Raw genomic sequence first — 18,730 nt, 5'->3', positions numbered from 1 at the left:
TCCTGGAGGTCATCCTCTTTTTCCATAGCGTTCAAGTTTAAAATAAGGAGGGAAGAGATTAAAAGAAGACTAGAAAAAGATTTCATTATTATGCTCGCTTAACTTATTATTTTCATTAGCCTTGAATAAGGCATGTTTTTCACATAAATAATCTACTTATTACTTTAATGAAAGGATAAAATTCCCCCCTCTTTTTCCATGAGATTAGTTTTAATGTATCGCCTTCACGAAGGGGTACCGCCAAGTTAAGGCGCAAACAACATTTTCTTTCCCATTACACTAAAGAAGAAGGAGTGAAGAGATGACTGATTTCAAATGGCGGCACTATCAAGTGCGAGATAATCCTTAATTGTGTTAGATGGTATTGTAAATATAGAATCAGCTACCATGATCTCAAAGAAATGATGCAAAAACGTGAGATTGAAGTAGACCATACAACGCTCTACCGTTGAGTTCAGTATTATGTTCCAGAAATGGAAAAACGTTTGAAATATTTCTGGCGCCCAAGCCTTGGTTTTAATGCAAAGAGGTGGTGTTCAATTAAAAGAATGAATTATATTTTGGATCTTATTTATCCTATAATTTAAACACTTCTAATAATTTTTGCCCTGGTTCTTTGACTGAGCCATCACCATTTACATACATATATAATGTCGTGGTCTTAATTCCCAAGCGCTTTGCGGCATCTTGTGCAACTGCCTTTCTATCTGACATTGCTGCCATTGCCATTTTTAAAAAATGTCTTCTAAATCGATTAATAGAAAAAATGTCTATTAACTAGGTTAAATACGATTTTATAGACAGTTTATTATACGGTAATTAGGGTGTCTATAAATTTATAATTTAGGAGACAATAATTCCTTGCCTCTTCTTACCTGTTTTTTATTTGCGGGACATAACACGGCTTTTGCATGAAATTTTTTTCTAAGGTGAGCGAATGAAAGATAATAGATTTGACAAAATTGTTTTAACCATATCTTTCTTTCCATTCGTTTTTCATTTGACAATATTGAGGGATTGCTTCTGCCTTCTTCCACATCCTATAGAATATTCTAGCACTTTCTTCTTTATCGCTATCTTTTATACTTAGAGGAAGTTCTACTCCAGAAATAGAATCATATTTTTTGCCTCCCTTATGATTGGCATATCGTCTAGCTCTTGTGTACCCCATTTGTAAATACTTGCGTGCCAAGTCTGCGCCAACAAAATCGTTACTTAATTAAATATTTTTTAAATAAGCAAAATATTCCATTAGCACTTTTATTAGCAATCTCTGGATTTTTAAATCGCCAATAGGGCAATATTTCTGATTTATAAGGTTCACAAATAAGAACTCCTTGTTCTCCCTTACCTACACGGTATTCTTCAGGATTTTTACGATAATCAATCATTGAAGACCATGAATAAGTTGTTTTTATCTGTTCCCAGCGAGCGAGCTTTTTTTGTTTTGTGGAAGGGTTATAATCTCATTTAGAAGAAGACAAGATTTTGTTTGCCATAAGTCTAAAGCCTTTATTTAAAGGTGCATTATTGATTTTCATAAATAACATGACGGCTAGTTTAGCTATATATAATGAAGAAAATTATGGGGAAAACGTTAATTTAACGATCGTTTATCTTGTAATCAAGTTGGGGAATGACACACAATGCAAATGTTAATTTGCCATCAAACACCTATTTAACTTAATTCTCAAGTTTATAAAGTGATGATTTAATCTTTTCCAAAACCTCTTGGTTATCAAAGATCCATTTTTCTGATAAAGGTATTTCTACAAATGGTATTAAGGTAAATTTCCCATTTTCTTCTTTTCTTACATGGTAACTACTAACACCTTTTGCCAATTCCCCTAAATTGAGTCTTCCCTTTGAGTCTGGACGTAAAATTATTTCTTCCATAATATACTAATACCTTTAAATATCATTAATGATATTAGTCATAAATCATAAAGAGCTTATATGCAATATACAAAATATACATATATTCATAAATTAATATGTGGGAATATATCAAATATACCATTTATCCTTTTTCCCACTTTATTAGAGGGAAAGGGCTATCACACAAACAGCCGTTTGTGTGGTGTGGCTTTTTGTGGTCCCCAATCTTTGTCCTTACTGATCAGCTAATTCTTGAGGCAGTCCCCTTTCTTTTGCCCATTTTTTACCTTTCTCAATGAGGTCATTATCATCCCCTAATGAGGGAAGACGAAATAAAGGGTGCAAATTAATCCCTAAGGGTTCTACAGTCCATTCTTCCATCCACCCCTTCATTTGATCTAACCTAGCCTTCGCATCTTTAACTTCCTCACCCCAATTGTCTTCACTCTTAAGAGTTTTAATGTTTTCTAGGGAATACCTTACAACGCTTAAAGCAGTTAACGGAGCAAATACGGCTTTTAAAGATATTGCTTGAATAAAACTGCCATTAGGTCCCAAGCTTCGAACTATATTGTACTTCCTTTGAGTTTGGATAACAGGGGATAAGATACGCCGGACAATTAAATCAACAGGTTTGGCTTTTTCCAAAAAAGGATATTTTTCTTTAATATTATCTAAAATAGCTTGGGCGCGATCCATTCGCTTGTCTTTTTGGATCTCCAAATTTTTTTCATAAGCAGTTAGATAATTCCACTCTGCCTTATCAACTTTTTTACCGGTTATAGGAAAACTATAAATTGGTTTACCTTGCTCGTCTTTCCTCCAAGATAGATAAGACCCCTTCTCGCTTGGCCAAAAAACACCAGGCTAATTTATTATTAAACGGGGAGCACATCCCCCCGTTTTCACCCATAAGCCCAAAAAATTGCCGTTTCTTCCTTCTCTTCCCCTTTTCTAAATGTAACTTTAGGAATCTCACAATCGCTAATATCAATAGCGGCCATTCCACGAAGAAAAACATTGAGATTTTCATCGTGGCTTTGCGTGTCACCAGCATCTTGATCTAAATCTAAATAATGGTCAAAAGTAGCATTAATAACTTGGGAAGTCTTATAAGTTCTATCTTTGGCTACATAAACTTTATATCCATAAGGCTTAGAGCGTATTTTAGTAACGGGCTGAGAACAGTTTACCTCTACTCCCGCTTTCCTCAATTCCTCTTCTAAGTAAGCTCCCAATATGGCCGGATTTATTCCTCGTTCGTGGGTGATAATCCCCCCACAGAAACCTTTACTTGGTAATTCGCTAGATTCAAGACTGCGAAATAATCTATTTGGCGGCCCAAAAAAAGGGTTATTTACTAAGCTAGGGTCACTGGTTAAGAAATAATAGCATTCTTCATACTTACGTTGGATAGCGGTATATTCCTTATTGATAGTGCCTAGTTGGACAGTATTTGGTTGTTGTAAACTTGCTTGCTGATCTGTCTTGCCATGAACAAGATAAGAGACAGCTGGGATATTGGTATATCCATGGGGGATCATTTGCCAAAAAAGTAGTGAGCTATATAAGCAATCTAATGCCGTTGTTCGATCTAGGGGATATTCCCCTCCTAAATGTAGACGAGCAGGCACAGCACTGGCCTCGGACATTAGATATGGCTGACGTTCTAACAAAGTCACCTTAAACAAGGGATTATCATTTTTATCCTTTAAACGAGATAATTGAAGTGCTGACAAAACCCCACTTAATCCTCCACCAATAACCACACATGAATAGGGTTGATGTATGTTAAAAGGACGCGGTAGGTGACCATGAAGAAGACCTTTTTCATAATTTTTCGCTTTCTTCAAAACTTTGTTGCTTAATTTCTTCTCAAGCGACTCAGAAGGTTCTGTATGTCTTACTTTATAAAGTAACCTAAGTACGTAAGCATACTCGATTTCTTCTTCAGCCTTTTCTAGCCAAGTTCTAATCAATTCCTCCCCAAATTTTTCCTTTTCAGATCCTTCTTTTTTCCATTTTTCTGCCTTAGAAAACCAATAGGTAGCTAACTTAGTATTTGGATAAGCTAAGGCGCACAGCCTACCTAATTGGTAGGCAGCTGCTACTTGTAAAGAAGAAAATTTGTATCTTATCTGTAAATTAAAAAACTTAAAAGCCTCAGACATATCTAAATTTAAATATAACAAACCCAATTGATAAGCAGCTTCTTTATTACGATTTTCATGGGATTTCTTAAGCCAAAAAACACCATTTTCATGGACCTCTTTACGTATCATTGGAGTTAACCATGCACAATTACGAATCAAATTAAAACTTGAACCAATCTCCTTGGCTTGCCAAGTGCGGAGTTTAGTAAGGCAGCTTAAGAAATGGGAAGCGTTCATTAAAGCATTTCTCCCCGTTTCAACGTCTACCCACTCACGTCTGGCAATTCTCAGGTATCTTTGCGCAATAGAATAAGCTTGCTCACTATCCCTTTTGTTTATCTTTTTAAGATGGCCTTCAGCCGTAAATAGAATTTCTTTTCCCACTTCTAACGTGACCCAGTCCATCATCACAATATCTAAATATTTCTGAAGTAACTCATAACATTTCCATTCTTCTTTGTAGTAATTTTCAATAACTCCTTTAGCCATATAGAATTGACTTAATTGAAAGGCCTCTTTCCCAACTGCTGGGGATATCCATTGTTTTTGCATAATTTTCAGGAGGCTGTTGACTATTTTTTTTGCTGTTTTGGAGGTAACTGAATTTGTGGTTTCAAGGTATTTTTTTGCTTGGAAGAAAGCTTCTTCTCCTTCTTCGTGGCTTATCCACTCCATTTGGGCTATGCCCAAATAGTTTAGGACTATCTCAAGGAAATCGGTGCGGATTTGCACCGACAGTGATTCACTTTCACCAAGTAAGCTTTTTGCTTCTTCCAAAAACATTAAACGTTGTTCTTTAGTTATTCCTACGGTAGACGCTAATTCTAGAAGTTGAGAAGCGGACATTTCTATCTTATCTTTAAGTAAGCTTTTTGCTTCTTCCAAAATTATTAAATGTTGTTCTTTAGTTGTTCCTGTGCTAAACGATAATTCTAGAATTCGATAAGCCATTATTTTTGCTATCCCTTTATTTTCAGCTTCTAAAATTGCTTCTCGAAGTTTAATATTATTTAATTTATTTTTCTTGGCCATATGATAAGCGCGCCAAAATTTTACTTCAGACATCGACATCCCAGTAATAAGGCCAAAACCTTCTTCTAGGTGTGCCTTTTCGAACCACTTATCACTTAGCCTCAGAGCTTCCATCGCTATTTGTAGAGGTATGTTCCAGCCTCTTGTTACTATTTCTAAATATTTGTGGGCAATGTCATCAAGTCTCCCAGCCCCTCTTCCCCTTTCAAACCATTTCTCACTCCATTCGAGCATATCTAAAGGATATTCCCTATTAAAATCTCCTGAAGAAATTATTTGATCTAGACAGGACCTACCTAATTTATAACCTTTTTTAGCATCTATATAACCACCCTTATAAGATCTCTCATACCATTGCATTGCGTACGCTAGGGCTATTTTACGAGTCTCTGCTTCTCCCTTACCTCGAAGAAGGTTTTTACCTCCCTTATTAATAAAGAAAATCTCCTTTGCTAGTTGGTAACATTGTTGGGGGGTCATTTTTTGGTTGCGAAGTGCCTTTTTAAACCATTTATTTGCATAAATTAAGGCTTGATGGGTGCCTAGCCAACTAGTACTGACAACCGCTAAAAAATGATTTCCAATACTAAAAAAACCGTCAGGATTGATTTTTTCTATCTCTTTAATCTCTTTAAAATATTGATTTGCTTGACGCAGGAATTCTGTACGGTCTTCACGCGTATAGTCTCCCCTCTCGGCAAACTTCAAATAAATTTGTCCCATTAGGTAATAATAATACTCATCATCTTCTTTTTTTGACCTCTTTTTCCATTTTTGACATATCTTCATAATTTTTTGCTGATTTCTTGCTTCCAGTAAGCCTTGCAGTAAAAATTGACTATATGAAATAAAAATTTTATAAGATTTATCTGGACTGATTGCTCCCTTCTCATAGGCCTCTTCAAACCATTTATTAGACATATTTACAGCTTCTTGGTGAATTTCGAACTCTAGCTTAGGAATTATTGGAGTACCTGTTCTTTGAGAAATTTTGGATTCTAGCTTGAGCTTAGGGTTTGTTAGAATATCTAAGTATTTTTGTCCAATTTGATAAAGATCTAAAATATAGGCACATTTATATTTATTAAACAACAGGTAGGTAGATGCCTTATCTAAGCAATGATATAAGCAATAATAATAGCCATCTTGACCTATAAAGACTCTGCTTTCTTTATCTTTACCTATTTCTATATTTCCTCCTAGCTTTTTTAAATCTCCTCCTAGATTAAGAAGTTCCAAATATTTCATGCCTATTTGTAAGGGGTAATTATACTTGGCTAGGGGAGGTTTTATCCTTAAACTGGTATCATGTGGTTCCTGATTGGCGGATAATATATATTTTTTTCCTGCCACCTAAGTGATTCTTGTACGCCTCCTGCAATATTGCGATTTTTTATAGCAAATTTTAAAGAATAGTAAACCATTTCCCACGAATGTATTTGAGTAATCATTTTTTCCTCAAACCATACTTTCCAACCTCTTTGTATAAGGGTATAATCTTGGCTTATAGAGTGCCATTGTCTATTAACTTGGCTGACTTGAAAAAGATCACTGGGCATTAATGCTGAAAATATTTGTATCATTATCTCCAATGGGAGGATTTTATCAAAGAAAGAAGAATTAGTTCCCTTCCAATCTTCTGGCTCACTTTTTTGGGAACTTAAGTGAGCATAATCACCTACGTTATCACATAAGGTTGCCGGGTTAGGGGCTGCTTTTGCAACCTCGAAGAGATTACCCCTTTGGCTTTCCTCTGTGTTCAACCAGCTTGCATGTGGGTGAGTAGAACACCCTAATCTATTACATATTGTTTCAACTTCATAATAGGCTTTTCCAATCAAAACGAAACGATGACCTGGATCGTCTCTCTTGTTTAACCAATTTAAGAGTGGCTTAGTTGAAGATAAGAGTGGCTTAGTGGAAGAGCTTGTCCTACTGTATATTGATGCAATCTTAAAATATGCATCCCCAATTTGAGAAGGGTAGTGACCCTGGTTTCCCGCCCTCTCTAACCATAGTATTGCTGTGTTTATAGCTTGGTGGCAAACAGAAATATTTTTCTCCTCCCATTCTTGCGCAGTGTCAAGATATGCTTGGGCAAAAGAAAAGGATGATTGCGCACCAAAACAGGCATTAACCTTCTCATTCACCTGATGTCCTAACCATGTTATCGCTCTTTTTATAACTCTTTGGTAAACAGAAGTATTTTTCTCCTCCCATTCTTTTGCAATGTCAAGATGTGCTTGGGCAAGAAAAAAGGATGTTTGTACAAGTACAACAAAAAAGGAAAGAATATTTTCATTTGCCGGTTGGTCTAAGCATTGGATTGCTTCGTTTATGGCTTTTTGGTAAAGAGGAGGATTTTCTTTCTCTTGTTTTTTTGCCCAGTAAAGACATGCTTGGACGGTTTGAAAAGGCGTATGGCCTTGATTTCTTTCCACCATAAATACCTTTAACCTGTTTTTGTTTATAGCATCTGTATGAGAGGAACCATTTATTCTAACGCATATATCTCCAGTTTCCTTATATGCCTCCCCAACTTCAAAGGAAGGGTAACCTTTCTTACCAGCATAACTTAACCACGTTATCGCCTTGTCTATAGCTTTGCAACAAACAGAAATATTTATCCTCCTCCATTCTTTTGCAATATCAAGATATGCTTCGGCAATCTGAAAAGGGGAATGGTTTTGAATCCCTGCACTATCTAACTTTTGCATCAATTCGTTTATAATAGCTGAGTGAGGAGAACCGCCTGCCTGATCATGCATATTTAAGATTTCTTGGTTGAAGTAGTACAAAAGATTATCTCTTCTACCTCCTATTCCTTGGTAAAATTCATTGATAGAAAAGTGATACTTCTTGCTTACCCAATTCACTTTTTGAGCTGATTCTAAAGCATCCCATAGGGGAAAGTCCTTTATCCAGCTGAAAGAGCTAGGGTGCTTCCTATATGTTGGGTTAGTTTCTGATCCACTATCATTGAGTAAGGAGGATGAAGACGGTATTTCAACCCTGACATCATTTATAGGAAATTTCTCATGGCATAACTGGCTAATTTCACACCATTTTTTGTTTACTAGCCTTACTTGCGATAATTCTTGAGGACTCAGATGAGAAAAAACATGCTCTAAAACGTTGCTTGAATTTTCAGTTAAAGGATAAGGAAGGAATTCATTTGGCACGTCCATGGCCCAAATTTGATTAAACCAAATTATATTGGAAAGAATAAGTATGCCTAGTCTTTTCAAATAGAACTTATGTAACCTAAAAGAGATTGGACTTTGTTTTTCCCGACTCCTTTTGCTTAAGAAGTAAATAAAGGAAATTAGATGAGTGTGAGTGGAAACAATTTTATGAAATCGAGAAATAGTAGTTAAGCTTAAATATATTTTGTCAATAGTTACCGGCATAAGCTTCTTCCTTATTTATTATGAATAGGTTGGATATCGTTATGTCTTAGAGCTTAGTTGTTAAATAATGTTTTTTGAGGGAACTTTTGAGGGAACTATGGGTAAAAAATCTCCCAATTATAAATAAAACCTACTTTTTTCACCACTTGTCTGGGCATTTTATTAAAGTCAATTATAATGTATGCCGGCTGGCCAGAAACGCTGTATCTATGGTATGGCGTTAAATTTTAAAAGTTTTTTAGTTGCTTCTGCAGTAAGATAACCCAATCCTTTTTTGACAATAGCTGCTCTTTATCAGAGCCTTAAAGCTTTCTAGAAGGCAGGCTAAAACCACGATATCATCAGTCTCCCCTTTTAAGTAATTCTTGCTCAACTTCCCCTTACTTTCCATGTGGCCAATGGGAGGGTCAATAGCGTTATAAAATTCATTACTACTTATGCAGTTTTTTCTTTACAATTCCTTCAATCTTTGGAGCATGAAGGCTGTGCAATTTATAGCATCTTTTTGATTTCGCTAAGCAAACGCTTCGCCTTGCCCAACAGCTTTTGAGAGAAGGGTTTCATCTACTCACTAGCTTTCCTGCCAATATCTCGCATCACTTGGCCAAGATACGTTATGAGTTTTTTCACTTACCTGGTCATAAATTTGTTTAACCGACATGCCCCTCATAACGACAGGCTTGGAAATAAGTCACTCTTCCCACTTACGTATAACTCTGACGAAGAGTTAACTCCTACTGTTTAGTTAATACCACAAGCTTTTCCTGTGCCAGATTTAAAATTTTACTGTTGGAAGGTTTCTTCTATTATTATAAATGGTTATCAATAAACATTGAAGTATGGGGGTCTTGAACCTCTGTCTGATTATTTTATAGTAAAGCTTTTATCCTACCTCCATCTAGAATTACGGTCTTACTATATTTTAAATATCCAACTTCAAAAATACCGTAAAATATACGCTAATATTGTTCCAAGAAGGAGAGCTAATCAGCACCTATCTTTGAAAAAGAAGCTATAGAATCTAAATAGAGAAGTATTTTTTGCCATAAAAAGTAAGACCATCTTGTATCGGTACTAATTCAATGTTGCTTTCGCGCAGAAACTAGCAATAGGTTGCACTAAAACCATGCTTCCTTACCGATTTTAGTTTGCTATTTCTTCTGGTAAATCATGGTCTTTTGCCCATTGCCGCGCCTTATCCTTTAGAGTCTGATCGTCAATGTTGTTTGGAAGACAAAATAGCTCAGGTAAGATAACGCCTTGATAAACATCTACAGAAGGTAACTCTTTATTACTCATCCAATTATGCATCAACCTCAGCCATGTCCTCGCATGATGAGTGTCTCCTGGTAAGGATTTTTCGCTTATTCCTAAGCTTTCTATATTTTCTAGAATATGATAAATAACCTCAAGTGCTGTTAAAGGAGCGAAGGTAGCTTTCAATGATTGGGCATTGATCCAGTTTCTATCCCCTAGTACTTGAACCATAGTATGAGGTCTCTTTGCCAGGTCTTCTTCATAGGATAGAGTGGGGCGTACAATTAATTTAATGCCTGTTGCCCCTTCCAAGTAAGGATATTTTTGGCGAAGATTTTCTAGAATTTTTTCTAATCTCCATTGTTTTTCCTTATCCGATATTTCATATCTTTTAACAACTTCCCAGCCGTTTGGGTCATCCTTTTTTAGGGTTAAGCTCTTAATGTAAGATCCTTCTTTGCTTGGCCAATACACTAACCCTACTTGCGAGTTAAAGGGAGAGAACATTCCCCCTTGTTCTCCCAATAACCCAAAAATTGCCGTCCTCTCTTTTAAGGTTACTTCTTCAGTTTCATTTTCTTCTGCTTTTTCCTTACCTTTGCCTTCCTTTTCTTTTTGTTTTCTTTTGTATTTTGTTGCAATTTCAGGAAGCGTACATTGACTTATATCTATTATACCCATCCCTCGCATATGGACTTGAGCATCAGGATACGTTGCTTGTTTTTCCTGAGAGAGAATATTCATATCCAATTCCATAGCATTATCCCAGGTACCATTGACAACCAGTCGAGCTCTATACTTAGAGTTATCTGTATATACCTTATATCCATAGAATTTTTCCTTAGCTTCCTTAACTCTTTGGTTGCATTTCACTTCTACTCCTGCTTGCTTAAGCTGCTCTTCTAAATATGCTCCCAATATAGCTGGGTTTAATCCTTTTTCATGGGTTACTATCCCGCCAGCAAATCCATTAAGGTTTAGTTCATTAGCCCCTAAGGGTCGAGCCAGATCAGATGGTTCTCCAAAGAAAGACTCAGACTCGTATGTGGAGTTTTTCACAAAGCTAAAAAAGTGCGTATAAGGATTAACGACTCTTTTCTGATATCTTTTATTCATTTTCTTTGCAGTTAATCCTTTTATATCCTTAGAACGTTCTGCCTCTATTTGAGTTTGGTTATCAATCACATAGGTAACAGCAGGAATATCGGTATACCCATATGGGATCATCAACCGGAATAACGAGGCGCCGTAAAGACAATCTTGAGCGGTTGCCTTATTTAAAGGATATTCCCCACCTAAATGTAATCGACCAGCTATCATACTCGCACCGGACATAAGATGTGCTTCTTTTTCAAGCAGTGTTACTTTGAACAAAGGCTTGTTATCTACATTACGAAGATTGGCAAGATGAATAGCTGATAAAATTCCGGTAAGTCCACCCCCCATGACGACACATTCATAAGGCTCGTGAGAAAGGTTAAGAGGCTCAAGAACCCCCTTAACAAGCGGTCTACTCTGACAGGCTTTCTTATAATCTAAAGCTTTTGTTTTTATTTCGTCACTTAACTCACCTATTTCTTTGCCTTGAGCTTTATAAAGCTGTTTTAAGGCATAGGCATATTTGTAGGCATTTCTATTCTCTGTAAGGGATTTGGTTTCCCATTCCTTTTTTATATTTTCTTGTATCGATTGTTCCCCTTGTCGAAACCACTGTCGGGATATTAATTTACAGCGGGTTTCATAAGGCGCATAGGAAGCATAAATCATCCCTAGGTGATAGGCAGCCACGGGGCTTCCTTCACTTCTCTCCTCAAAAGCTTTCTTAAACCATTGTAAAGCTTTTGCTCGGTTGCCTTCTGATTCTAACTGATATTCACCCAACCAATAAGCATATCCATATTCTCCATAGGTATTTTCTAACCATTTTTTTAAAAGAGCGATTTTTTCTTCTATACTTTCTTGATGATGATACATAAGCCAAGGATATTGTTTGGCTTGATTGTAAGCCTTTTTAGGGTCTACTCCTCCAAGCTGATCTGCTCGCTCAAAGCATTTTTCCGCTTGACTTAAAGCATAGCTCCTTTCTTTTGCTCTAAAAGATTTTTTATATAAATCAGCTATCTCTAGATATGTTTTACCAATATTATAAGCTTTGATAGGGTCTGTTACAGTATCGCTATCCCATTTTCCAGTAGCTTCGCTAAATATTTTAAGACCTTGGTTTAAAAAACTATCACGGGTCTGATGGTCTAAGGTCATATTTTTGCTTATTTTTAAGTATAATTTACCCAGCTTATAAGATTGAAGGATATTCCCTTTTCTAACAATCAAATCTCTCCAATAATCGTCTACATCTTGAAGGATATTACTACGTATTTCTGCTTTTACCTTAGATAGTTGGGCATAGTCTAAATAAGTTTTGGTTATATCCAAAGCTTGATAGACTTCAAGATCGCCCCTCCAATAAAAATTTTTAAACCATGTTTTTAGTTGGTCTAAGAATTTGGGGCACAGCTGTTTATTTTTTTCGGTCTTCAGAGTGGTAAGGTGTCCTTGAGCAATTTGAATATAGTCGTTTACGCTTGTTGCTTTATTTTCAACATTAGCAAAACAACTTCGGGCAGAATCTAAAAACTTGTCACGTTGCTCGTTTTTTAGTCCCTCCTTCAAAGAAGCGTTCAGACACTCTTGAGCAATTTGGATATAATCATCTGTGCTTGTTGCTTTACTTTCAGCTTGTGTAAAGCAGCTTAAGGTGAAAGTTAAGAATTCGTTATGTTGCTCGTTTTTTAGTCCCTCCTTCAAAGAAGCGTTCAGACATTTTTGAGCAATTTGGATATAGTCGTTTACGCTTGTTGCTTTATTTTCAGCTTTTGTAAAACAGCCTAAGGTGAACGTAAAGAATTCATTATGTTGTTCGTCTTTTAGTTTTACCTTTAAAGAAATATCCAGACACTTTTGAGCAATTTGAATATAATCATCTATGCTTGTTGCTTTATTTTCAGCTTTTGTAAAATAGCCTAAGGTGAACGTAAAGAATTCGTTATGTTGTTCGTCTTTTAGTTTTACCTTTAAAGAAATATTCAGACACTTTTGAGCAATTTGAATATAATCAACTATGCTTATTGCTTTATTTTTAGCTTCTGTAAAGCAGCTTTGAGCAGAAGCTAAAAACTTGTCACATTGCTCGTTTTTTAGTCCCTCCTTCAAAGAAGCGTTCAGACACTCTTGAGCAATTTGAATATAATCATCTGTGCTTGTTGCTTTACTTTCAGCTTGCGTAAAGCAGCCTAAGGTGAAAGTAAAGAATTCGTTACGTTGTTCGTCTTTTAGTTTTACCTTTAAAGAAATATCCAGACACTCACGAGCAATTTGAAGATAGTCGCTTATGTTTGTTGCTTTATTATTTTTAGCTTTTATAAAGCAGCTTTGGGCAGAAGCTAAAAACTTGTTACGTTGCTCGTCTTTTAACTCCTTCCTCGAAAAAGCCTCCAGATACTCACGAGCAATTTGAAGATAGTCGCTTATGTTTGTTGCTTTATTTTTAGCTTCTGTAAAGCAGCTTTTGGCAGAAGTTAAAAACTTGTGACGCAGCTTGTTTTTTAGCTCCACCTTCAAAGAAGCATTCAGATACTCTTGAGCAATTTGAAGATAGTTGTATATGCTTGTTGCTTTACTTTCCGCTTGTGTAAAGTAGCTTTTGGCAGAAGTTAAAAACTTCTCACGTTGCTCGTTTTTTAGCTCCACCTTCAAAGAAGCATCCAGGTACTTTTGAGCAATTTGAATATAGTCGCTTATGCTTGCTGCTTTACTTTCAGCTTCTGTAAGGCAGCTTTGGGCAGAAGCTAAAAACTTGTCACGTTGCTCGTCATTCAATCCCACTTTTTCCGAAGCATTCAGATACTCTTGAGCAATTTGAAGATAGTCGTATATGCTTGCTGCTTTACTTTCAGTTCGTGTAAGGCAGCTTTGGGCAGAAGCTAAAAACTTGTCACGTTGCTCGTCATTTAGGTTCATCTGCCATAAGGCATCTAAGCACTTTTGAGCAATTCTAAGATGATCGTCTATGAGTGTTGCTTTACCTTCAGCTCGTGTAAGGCAGCTTTGGGCAGAAGCTAAAAACTTGTCACGTTGCTCGTCATTTAGGTTCATCTGCCATAAGGCATTCAGGTACTTTTGAGCAATTTGAAGGTAATCGTCTATGTTTGTTTCTTTATCTTCTTCAGCTCGTGTAAGGCAGCTTTGGGCAGAAGCTAAAAACTTGTCACGTTGCTCGTCATTTAGGTTCATCCGCCATAAGGCATCTAAGTACTTTTGAGCAATTCTAAGATGATCGTCTATGAGTGTTGCTTTACCTTCAGCCTTTGCAAAGCAACTTTGGGCAGAAGCTAAAAACTTCTCACGTTGCTCGTCATTCAATCCCACTTTTTCCGAAGCATTCAGGTACTTTTGAGCAATTCTAAGATAACCATCGATGCGTGTTGCTTTATTTTCAGCACTCTCGTGCCAATATTGACTCTTGTTTAAGAAGCTTACACTCTGCTTCTTTGTTAATCCCTTCATCAAAGAAACATGCAGGTACTTTTGAGCAATTCTAAAATAACCATCTATGTCTGTTGCTTTATCTTCAGCAGCTTTGTACCAATATTGGCTCTTATTTAAGAAACCTGCACGTTGTTTCTCTGTTAATCCTTCCTTTAAAGAAGCTTTCAAATACTCTTGCGCGATTTCAAAGCACTCTTTTATATTGGTTGCTTTATCTTCAATAACTTTATCCCAATATTGGCTCTTATTTAAGAAGCCTTTATGCTGCTCCTCTGTTAGTCCTTCTTCTGATTGCATTCCATAACAAAGTCCTGAACCAGATAGAACAAGAATCCAAGCCGTTATCGAGGCTTGAAAAGTCTGCTTCCAGGATAAGAAGCTAGTGCATTTAAAAGTATAAAACTTTAAAGATTGTGCATATTTTTGAAAAATTAAGGTGCAGTTATGTCTCTCTTTTTTCTTGCTAGAATGGAATGGCTCTACCCAAGAAGAATTCAAATGTTTACGGCTAGGCATGATATTTCCTATGTTTTCTTATTACTTCTTTAGAAATAGTTTAAGGTTTGGAAGTCTTTTATTAAATTTCCACATTAATTTATCTTAATTTGAAAGTGATGAAGTAAGTAGAATGTATGACCCTAAAAAAGAACGAATTATTATTCAAAATTATCAAGCTGATTCTTTGATCAAAATATTGAAACCATGTTTATGAATCTCACACTTTAATAATTAAAATAGCCAAGCTCTATTTTTCCTTGCCTTGAAATGGAATATGCAAGATGAATAGAGGAAGGTTCATCCAACCATAAACACCCAGGCTTCTGTATCTGCTGAACCAGAATGCAACACTCCACGAGGAATAATAAGGCCCTCCTGAGGGTGTAAAATTATTTCTCGGTCATCAAGAAATAATTTAAATTCTCCTTTAATAACAACAAGCATTTTATCTCTATCGGGGTGAAAATGCCAAGTAATGTTTCCTTTAACCTTTATAAGGTTGATAGAAGAATTATTAACTTTTCCGATATTTAATGGGGTTCCATATTCATTTATGGATGATAATAAGTTAAGTAAGGGTAATTTACTCATTCATTTTTCTTCCTTTATTTTTGTTTTTTATATTGTGAAGAATCGGAACTGCACTTTGTATATTGATCCCCCTACTAAAATAGCAAGGTTCGTTAAAAATTTTAATAACTTGATCCTTTCCATCTTACCCCAATTTGGGAAAAATAAATGCCGTAATAAATACGGTATTATTCTTATTATTCCTTCAGAGCTAGAACCTGAGCTTGTGAGCTTTTTAGAACAAACAATAATTAAACAACTGCTTATATACACCAAAAAGAATCCAACTTTACCTTTCCAATCAAAAAAATACTTGTCTAATATTCATAGATAGCAGAAAGAATGCTAAAGAAATTGTCTGCATTCTAAATTTATCATCCCATATCGTCAAAAGCTATTTAACCCATATAAAACTTATAAAATAGTGAATTTTTGTACATCAGTTTTCATTGATATTTTCGATGAAAATTTAGCTTGTATTGGTTATAAGATTTTTTCTCCTAATTTATTACCGTTCCTAGCCTTCCTCTGAGAGTGGTTCCCTAGCCATCTTTTTATAAGTATTCATCACAAAAATGAATGATACTATAGCCCCACCTGCTAAATAATAAGCTGGCACATAAATATCACCGGTATAGTGCGTCCAATAAAAAATAGTAAGGGGCGCAGTCCCTCCAAAAATTCCCATACAAATGTTATTTGTGAAAGCAATAGCTGTATAGCGGATCCGGATAGGAAAAATCTCAGCTAAAGCAGCTGGTGTAGCCCCTAGAAATTGCCCAATGGAAAAAGAAAGCACCATTTGAGCTAGTAAGAGCAGATATGTATGTTTAAGAGACGATAAATAGACAGAGATAAACCCACACGTTAAAATCATTAAAGAGGCACTCAGTAACATCTTTTTTCGTCCAACCAAGTCTGACAACCAACCGGATAGAATGGCGCTGGCTCCCAACATCAGGGTAGCACCCATGTTGCATATAAAAGCAGACGTTTGAGAAGCAGAAAGAAATTCGCGAATGTAATTAACGTAATATACTGTCACGGTGTACATCCCTATCGCCAGCACTGTTTGTAGTAAAATGCTTCTCCATATTACAGGCCAGTAATTAAGCCACATTGTTTTAAAAGGGTAAGTGAGGGTCTGTTTTTTTCTTTAATAAAATTAAAATATGGCGTATCTGGCAAATTTTTTCTCATATATAAAGTATAAAGTATTCCAATCACGCTCACAAAGAAGGGGATTCTCCAGCCCCAGAGAAGTAATTTTTCTTGTGGCAACTGCTGAATAAGGGTTGCCATTGAGGCTCCTAGAAACATGCCAATTACTAAACTCAAAGCAGCCAAGCTACCATATAAGCCTTTCTTGTTGTCAGGAGCAGACTCGATCATAAATACCATTGTTCCGGCATATTCTCCACCCATTGCAAGTCCCTGTATAATTCGTAAACTGAAAAGTATAATGGGGGCTAAAATACCAATCTGATGATAAGTAGGAAGAATTCCAATTAGAGCGGTAGCACCAAACATAAGGTAGACTGAGAGCATCAAAGAATTTTTTCGACTAAATTTATCACCAATATGCCCTATTACTATTCCCCCCAAAGGTCGAGCAATAACTCCAATTGCAAATAAAGTCAGAGATAATAATAAAGAAGCAATTTTGCTTGATGAGGGAAAAAAGATCTGCCCCATAATACTAGAAAGGTACCCATAAATCATAAAATCATACCATTCAATAATATTACCGCCCATACAAGCCACCAATGTTTTATAACTTGGAGTAGTGATTTGAGGTTGGTTATGACGAGACTTGTTTTCCATTTTTCTTCTCTTTCTTTTGTTTTTTTAATAAGAGGAGTATCAATTTATTGTAAAACTATAGAATCTCTTAGGGTAAGCATATTAAAAAATTTATTATTATAAAACTTTCAGTTCTGGTACGGCATTATTGTATGTAAGATAAGTAGGACACAGCCGTATTTTCTACGGTATAGGCAAAAATATTTAACCTCTATGATCTTAAAACAATCACTCTTAATTTTCTTGAAATTGGCATTTCTAAATAGGGAGGCGGGCATACATACCTTGCATCTTATCTGGTAATATCTCTCTATGCAGCACAAATACGAGCTATTACCCATTGGGCGATAAATTTATGGAGAGTTATACAGGATTTCCTCTCAATGGGAGAGATAGTTGCAGCAGAAATTTACTTGACAACAATCACTAAGCTATCTGCTCAATATACTCCTTGGGGCTTGATCCTTTGTTCCTCTACTTTGGAGTCGCAGAAACTCATCTAAAATTCATTTGCGCACAACAGCCAAACTTAGCTATGGCTCTGCAATTTCTTCTGGTAAATTATGATCTTTTGCCCATTGGCGCGCACGAATCCTTAATGTGGCTTCATCAAGGTTATTTTTCAGGCAAAATATATCAGGTAAAATATATCAGGTAAAATAACGCCCTGAGGAACTTCGTTAGGAGGCAATTCCCAATGACTCATCCATTTATACATCAACTCAAGCCACGTCATAGCATGGAAAGTCTCAATAGATAAAAATTCTTTAGTTATTCCTAGATTTTCTGCATTTTTTAAAGTCCAATAAATGACTTGCAGGGCTGTTAACGGAGCAAAAGTTGCTTTCAATGATTGAGCTTTTATCCAATGTCCATCACTCCAGATTTGAACCATCTCATGGGGGCGTTGGGCAAGATCTTCACTGTAAGAAAGAGTAGGGCGAACAATCAAATCAATTCCTCTTGCTCCTTTTAAGCAAGGATATTTTTCGGTTAAATTTTCTATAATTCTTGTTAATCTCAGTTCTTTTGACTGTTCTGACAATATATATTCTTTTACTGTTTCCCAGCTTTTTGGATCACTTATATCCAGAGAGAAAGTTTTGATGTAAGAGCCTTCTTCATTGGGCCAATACACCAAACCTACTTGCGAATTAAAGGGAGAGAACATCCCTCCCCCTTCTCCTAACAATCCGAAAATTGCCGTCTTCTCTTCTTCCTTTTCTTTTCCTCCTTGGTCTTGTTTACTCTTTTTTATTACTTCGGGAAGAATACACCCTCCTATGTCAACTAGCCCCATCCCTCTTAGATGAACTTTAACACTAGGGCATGTTGTTTTTTCATCCTCGCTGAGAACCTCTGCATCTAATTCCATGGTTCTGTCCCATGTACAATTAATGACGAGCCGAGCTCTATATTTAGAAGTACAGGTGCGAAGCTTATAACCGTATATCTTTCTTTTCGAATGGCTGCCAAGGCAACTTGGGCTTTAAGTTCGGCGCTATGGTGTTTTCTTATTCCACTCATTTTCTAGTCCTTTTTTACTCGGGACTATAGCTTAACATCCTGTCCGAATTCTAGGGT

10 protein-coding genes and 3 pseudogenes are annotated in these 18,730 nt (G+C 36.2%); 1 reads left to right on the top strand and 12 read right to left on the bottom strand.

Going from position 1 to position 18,730, the window contains the following annotated elements:
- Nucleotides 1–301: 301 nt before the first annotated feature.
- Nucleotides 302–449: pseudogene (locus tag IG80_RS16185) on the top strand (IS6 family transposase); the annotation flags it as partial.
- 127 nt (nt 450–576) lie between these two features.
- Here IG80_RS16185 and IG80_RS13925 read toward each other — a convergent pair.
- The 12 genes and pseudogenes from IG80_RS13925 to IG80_RS15635 all read right to left on the bottom strand — a co-directional run.
- Nucleotides 577–738 (bottom strand): annotated as a pseudogene (locus IG80_RS13925) (recombinase family protein); the annotation flags it as partial.
- A 229-nt stretch (nt 739–967) separates the two neighbouring features.
- Nucleotides 968–1,391, bottom strand: a pseudogene (locus IG80_RS16770) (DUF4385 domain-containing protein).
- Nucleotides 1,392–1,683: 292 nt separating this feature from the next.
- Complete coding sequence (locus tag IG80_RS0105975; RefSeq protein ID WP_084756184.1) at nt 1,684–1,896, bottom strand: hypothetical protein; 213 nt, start codon at nt 1,894–1,896, stop codon at nt 1,684–1,686.
- 216 nt (nt 1,897–2,112) lie between these two features.
- Complete coding sequence (locus tag IG80_RS0105970; RefSeq protein WP_032112949.1) at nt 2,113–2,577, bottom strand: hypothetical protein; 465 nt, start codon at nt 2,575–2,577, stop codon at nt 2,113–2,115.
- A gap of 206 nt (nt 2,578–2,783) precedes the next feature.
- Complete coding sequence (locus IG80_RS0105965) at nt 2,784–6,416, bottom strand: FAD-dependent oxidoreductase (protein WP_032112948.1); 3,633 nt, start codon at nt 6,414–6,416, stop codon at nt 2,784–2,786.
- Nucleotides 6,359–8,251 carry an F-box-like domain-containing protein gene (locus tag IG80_RS0105960; protein WP_198027208.1) on the bottom strand — a complete coding sequence of 631 codons (1,893 nt, stop codon included), beginning with the start codon at nt 8,249–8,251 and terminating at the stop codon, nt 6,359–6,361. The genes IG80_RS0105965 and IG80_RS0105960 overlap by 58 nt, the downstream gene beginning before the upstream one ends.
- A 1,365-nt stretch (nt 8,252–9,616) precedes the next feature.
- Nucleotides 9,617–14,572, bottom strand: a complete 4,956-nt coding sequence (locus tag IG80_RS0105955; RefSeq protein WP_198027207.1) for an FAD-dependent oxidoreductase — start codon at nt 14,570–14,572, stop codon at nt 9,617–9,619.
- Nucleotides 14,573–15,070: 498 nt separating this feature from the next.
- Nucleotides 15,071–15,364, bottom strand: coding sequence for a cupin domain-containing protein (locus IG80_RS0105950; RefSeq protein ID WP_032112945.1), 294 nt, complete (start codon nt 15,362–15,364; stop codon nt 15,071–15,073).
- A gap of 496 nt (nt 15,365–15,860) precedes the next feature.
- Nucleotides 15,861–16,463, bottom strand: a complete 603-nt coding sequence (locus IG80_RS16520; protein WP_075553161.1) for an MFS transporter — start codon at nt 16,461–16,463, stop codon at nt 15,861–15,863.
- Complete coding sequence (locus IG80_RS16515) at nt 16,439–17,167, bottom strand: MFS transporter (protein ID WP_052046121.1); 729 nt, start codon at nt 17,165–17,167, stop codon at nt 16,439–16,441. The genes IG80_RS16520 and IG80_RS16515 overlap by 25 nt, the downstream gene beginning before the upstream one ends.
- Nucleotides 17,168–17,768: 601 nt before the next feature.
- Nucleotides 17,769–18,338, bottom strand: a complete 570-nt coding sequence (locus IG80_RS0105935; protein ID WP_232224338.1) for a hypothetical protein — start codon at nt 18,336–18,338, stop codon at nt 17,769–17,771.
- A 173-nt stretch (nt 18,339–18,511) separates the two neighbouring features.
- Nucleotides 18,512–18,673 carry a hypothetical protein gene (locus tag IG80_RS15635; protein ID WP_198027205.1) on the bottom strand — a complete coding sequence of 54 codons (162 nt, stop codon included), beginning with the start codon at nt 18,671–18,673 and terminating at the stop codon, nt 18,512–18,514.
- Nucleotides 18,674–18,730 lie beyond the last annotated feature (57 nt).

Source organism: Candidatus Paracaedibacter symbiosus (assembly GCF_000757605.1).
Lineage (GTDB): Bacteria > Pseudomonadota > Alphaproteobacteria > Paracaedibacterales > Paracaedibacteraceae > Paracaedibacter_A > Paracaedibacter_A symbiosus.
This window is presented reverse-complemented; position numbering and strand designations above follow the sequence as displayed.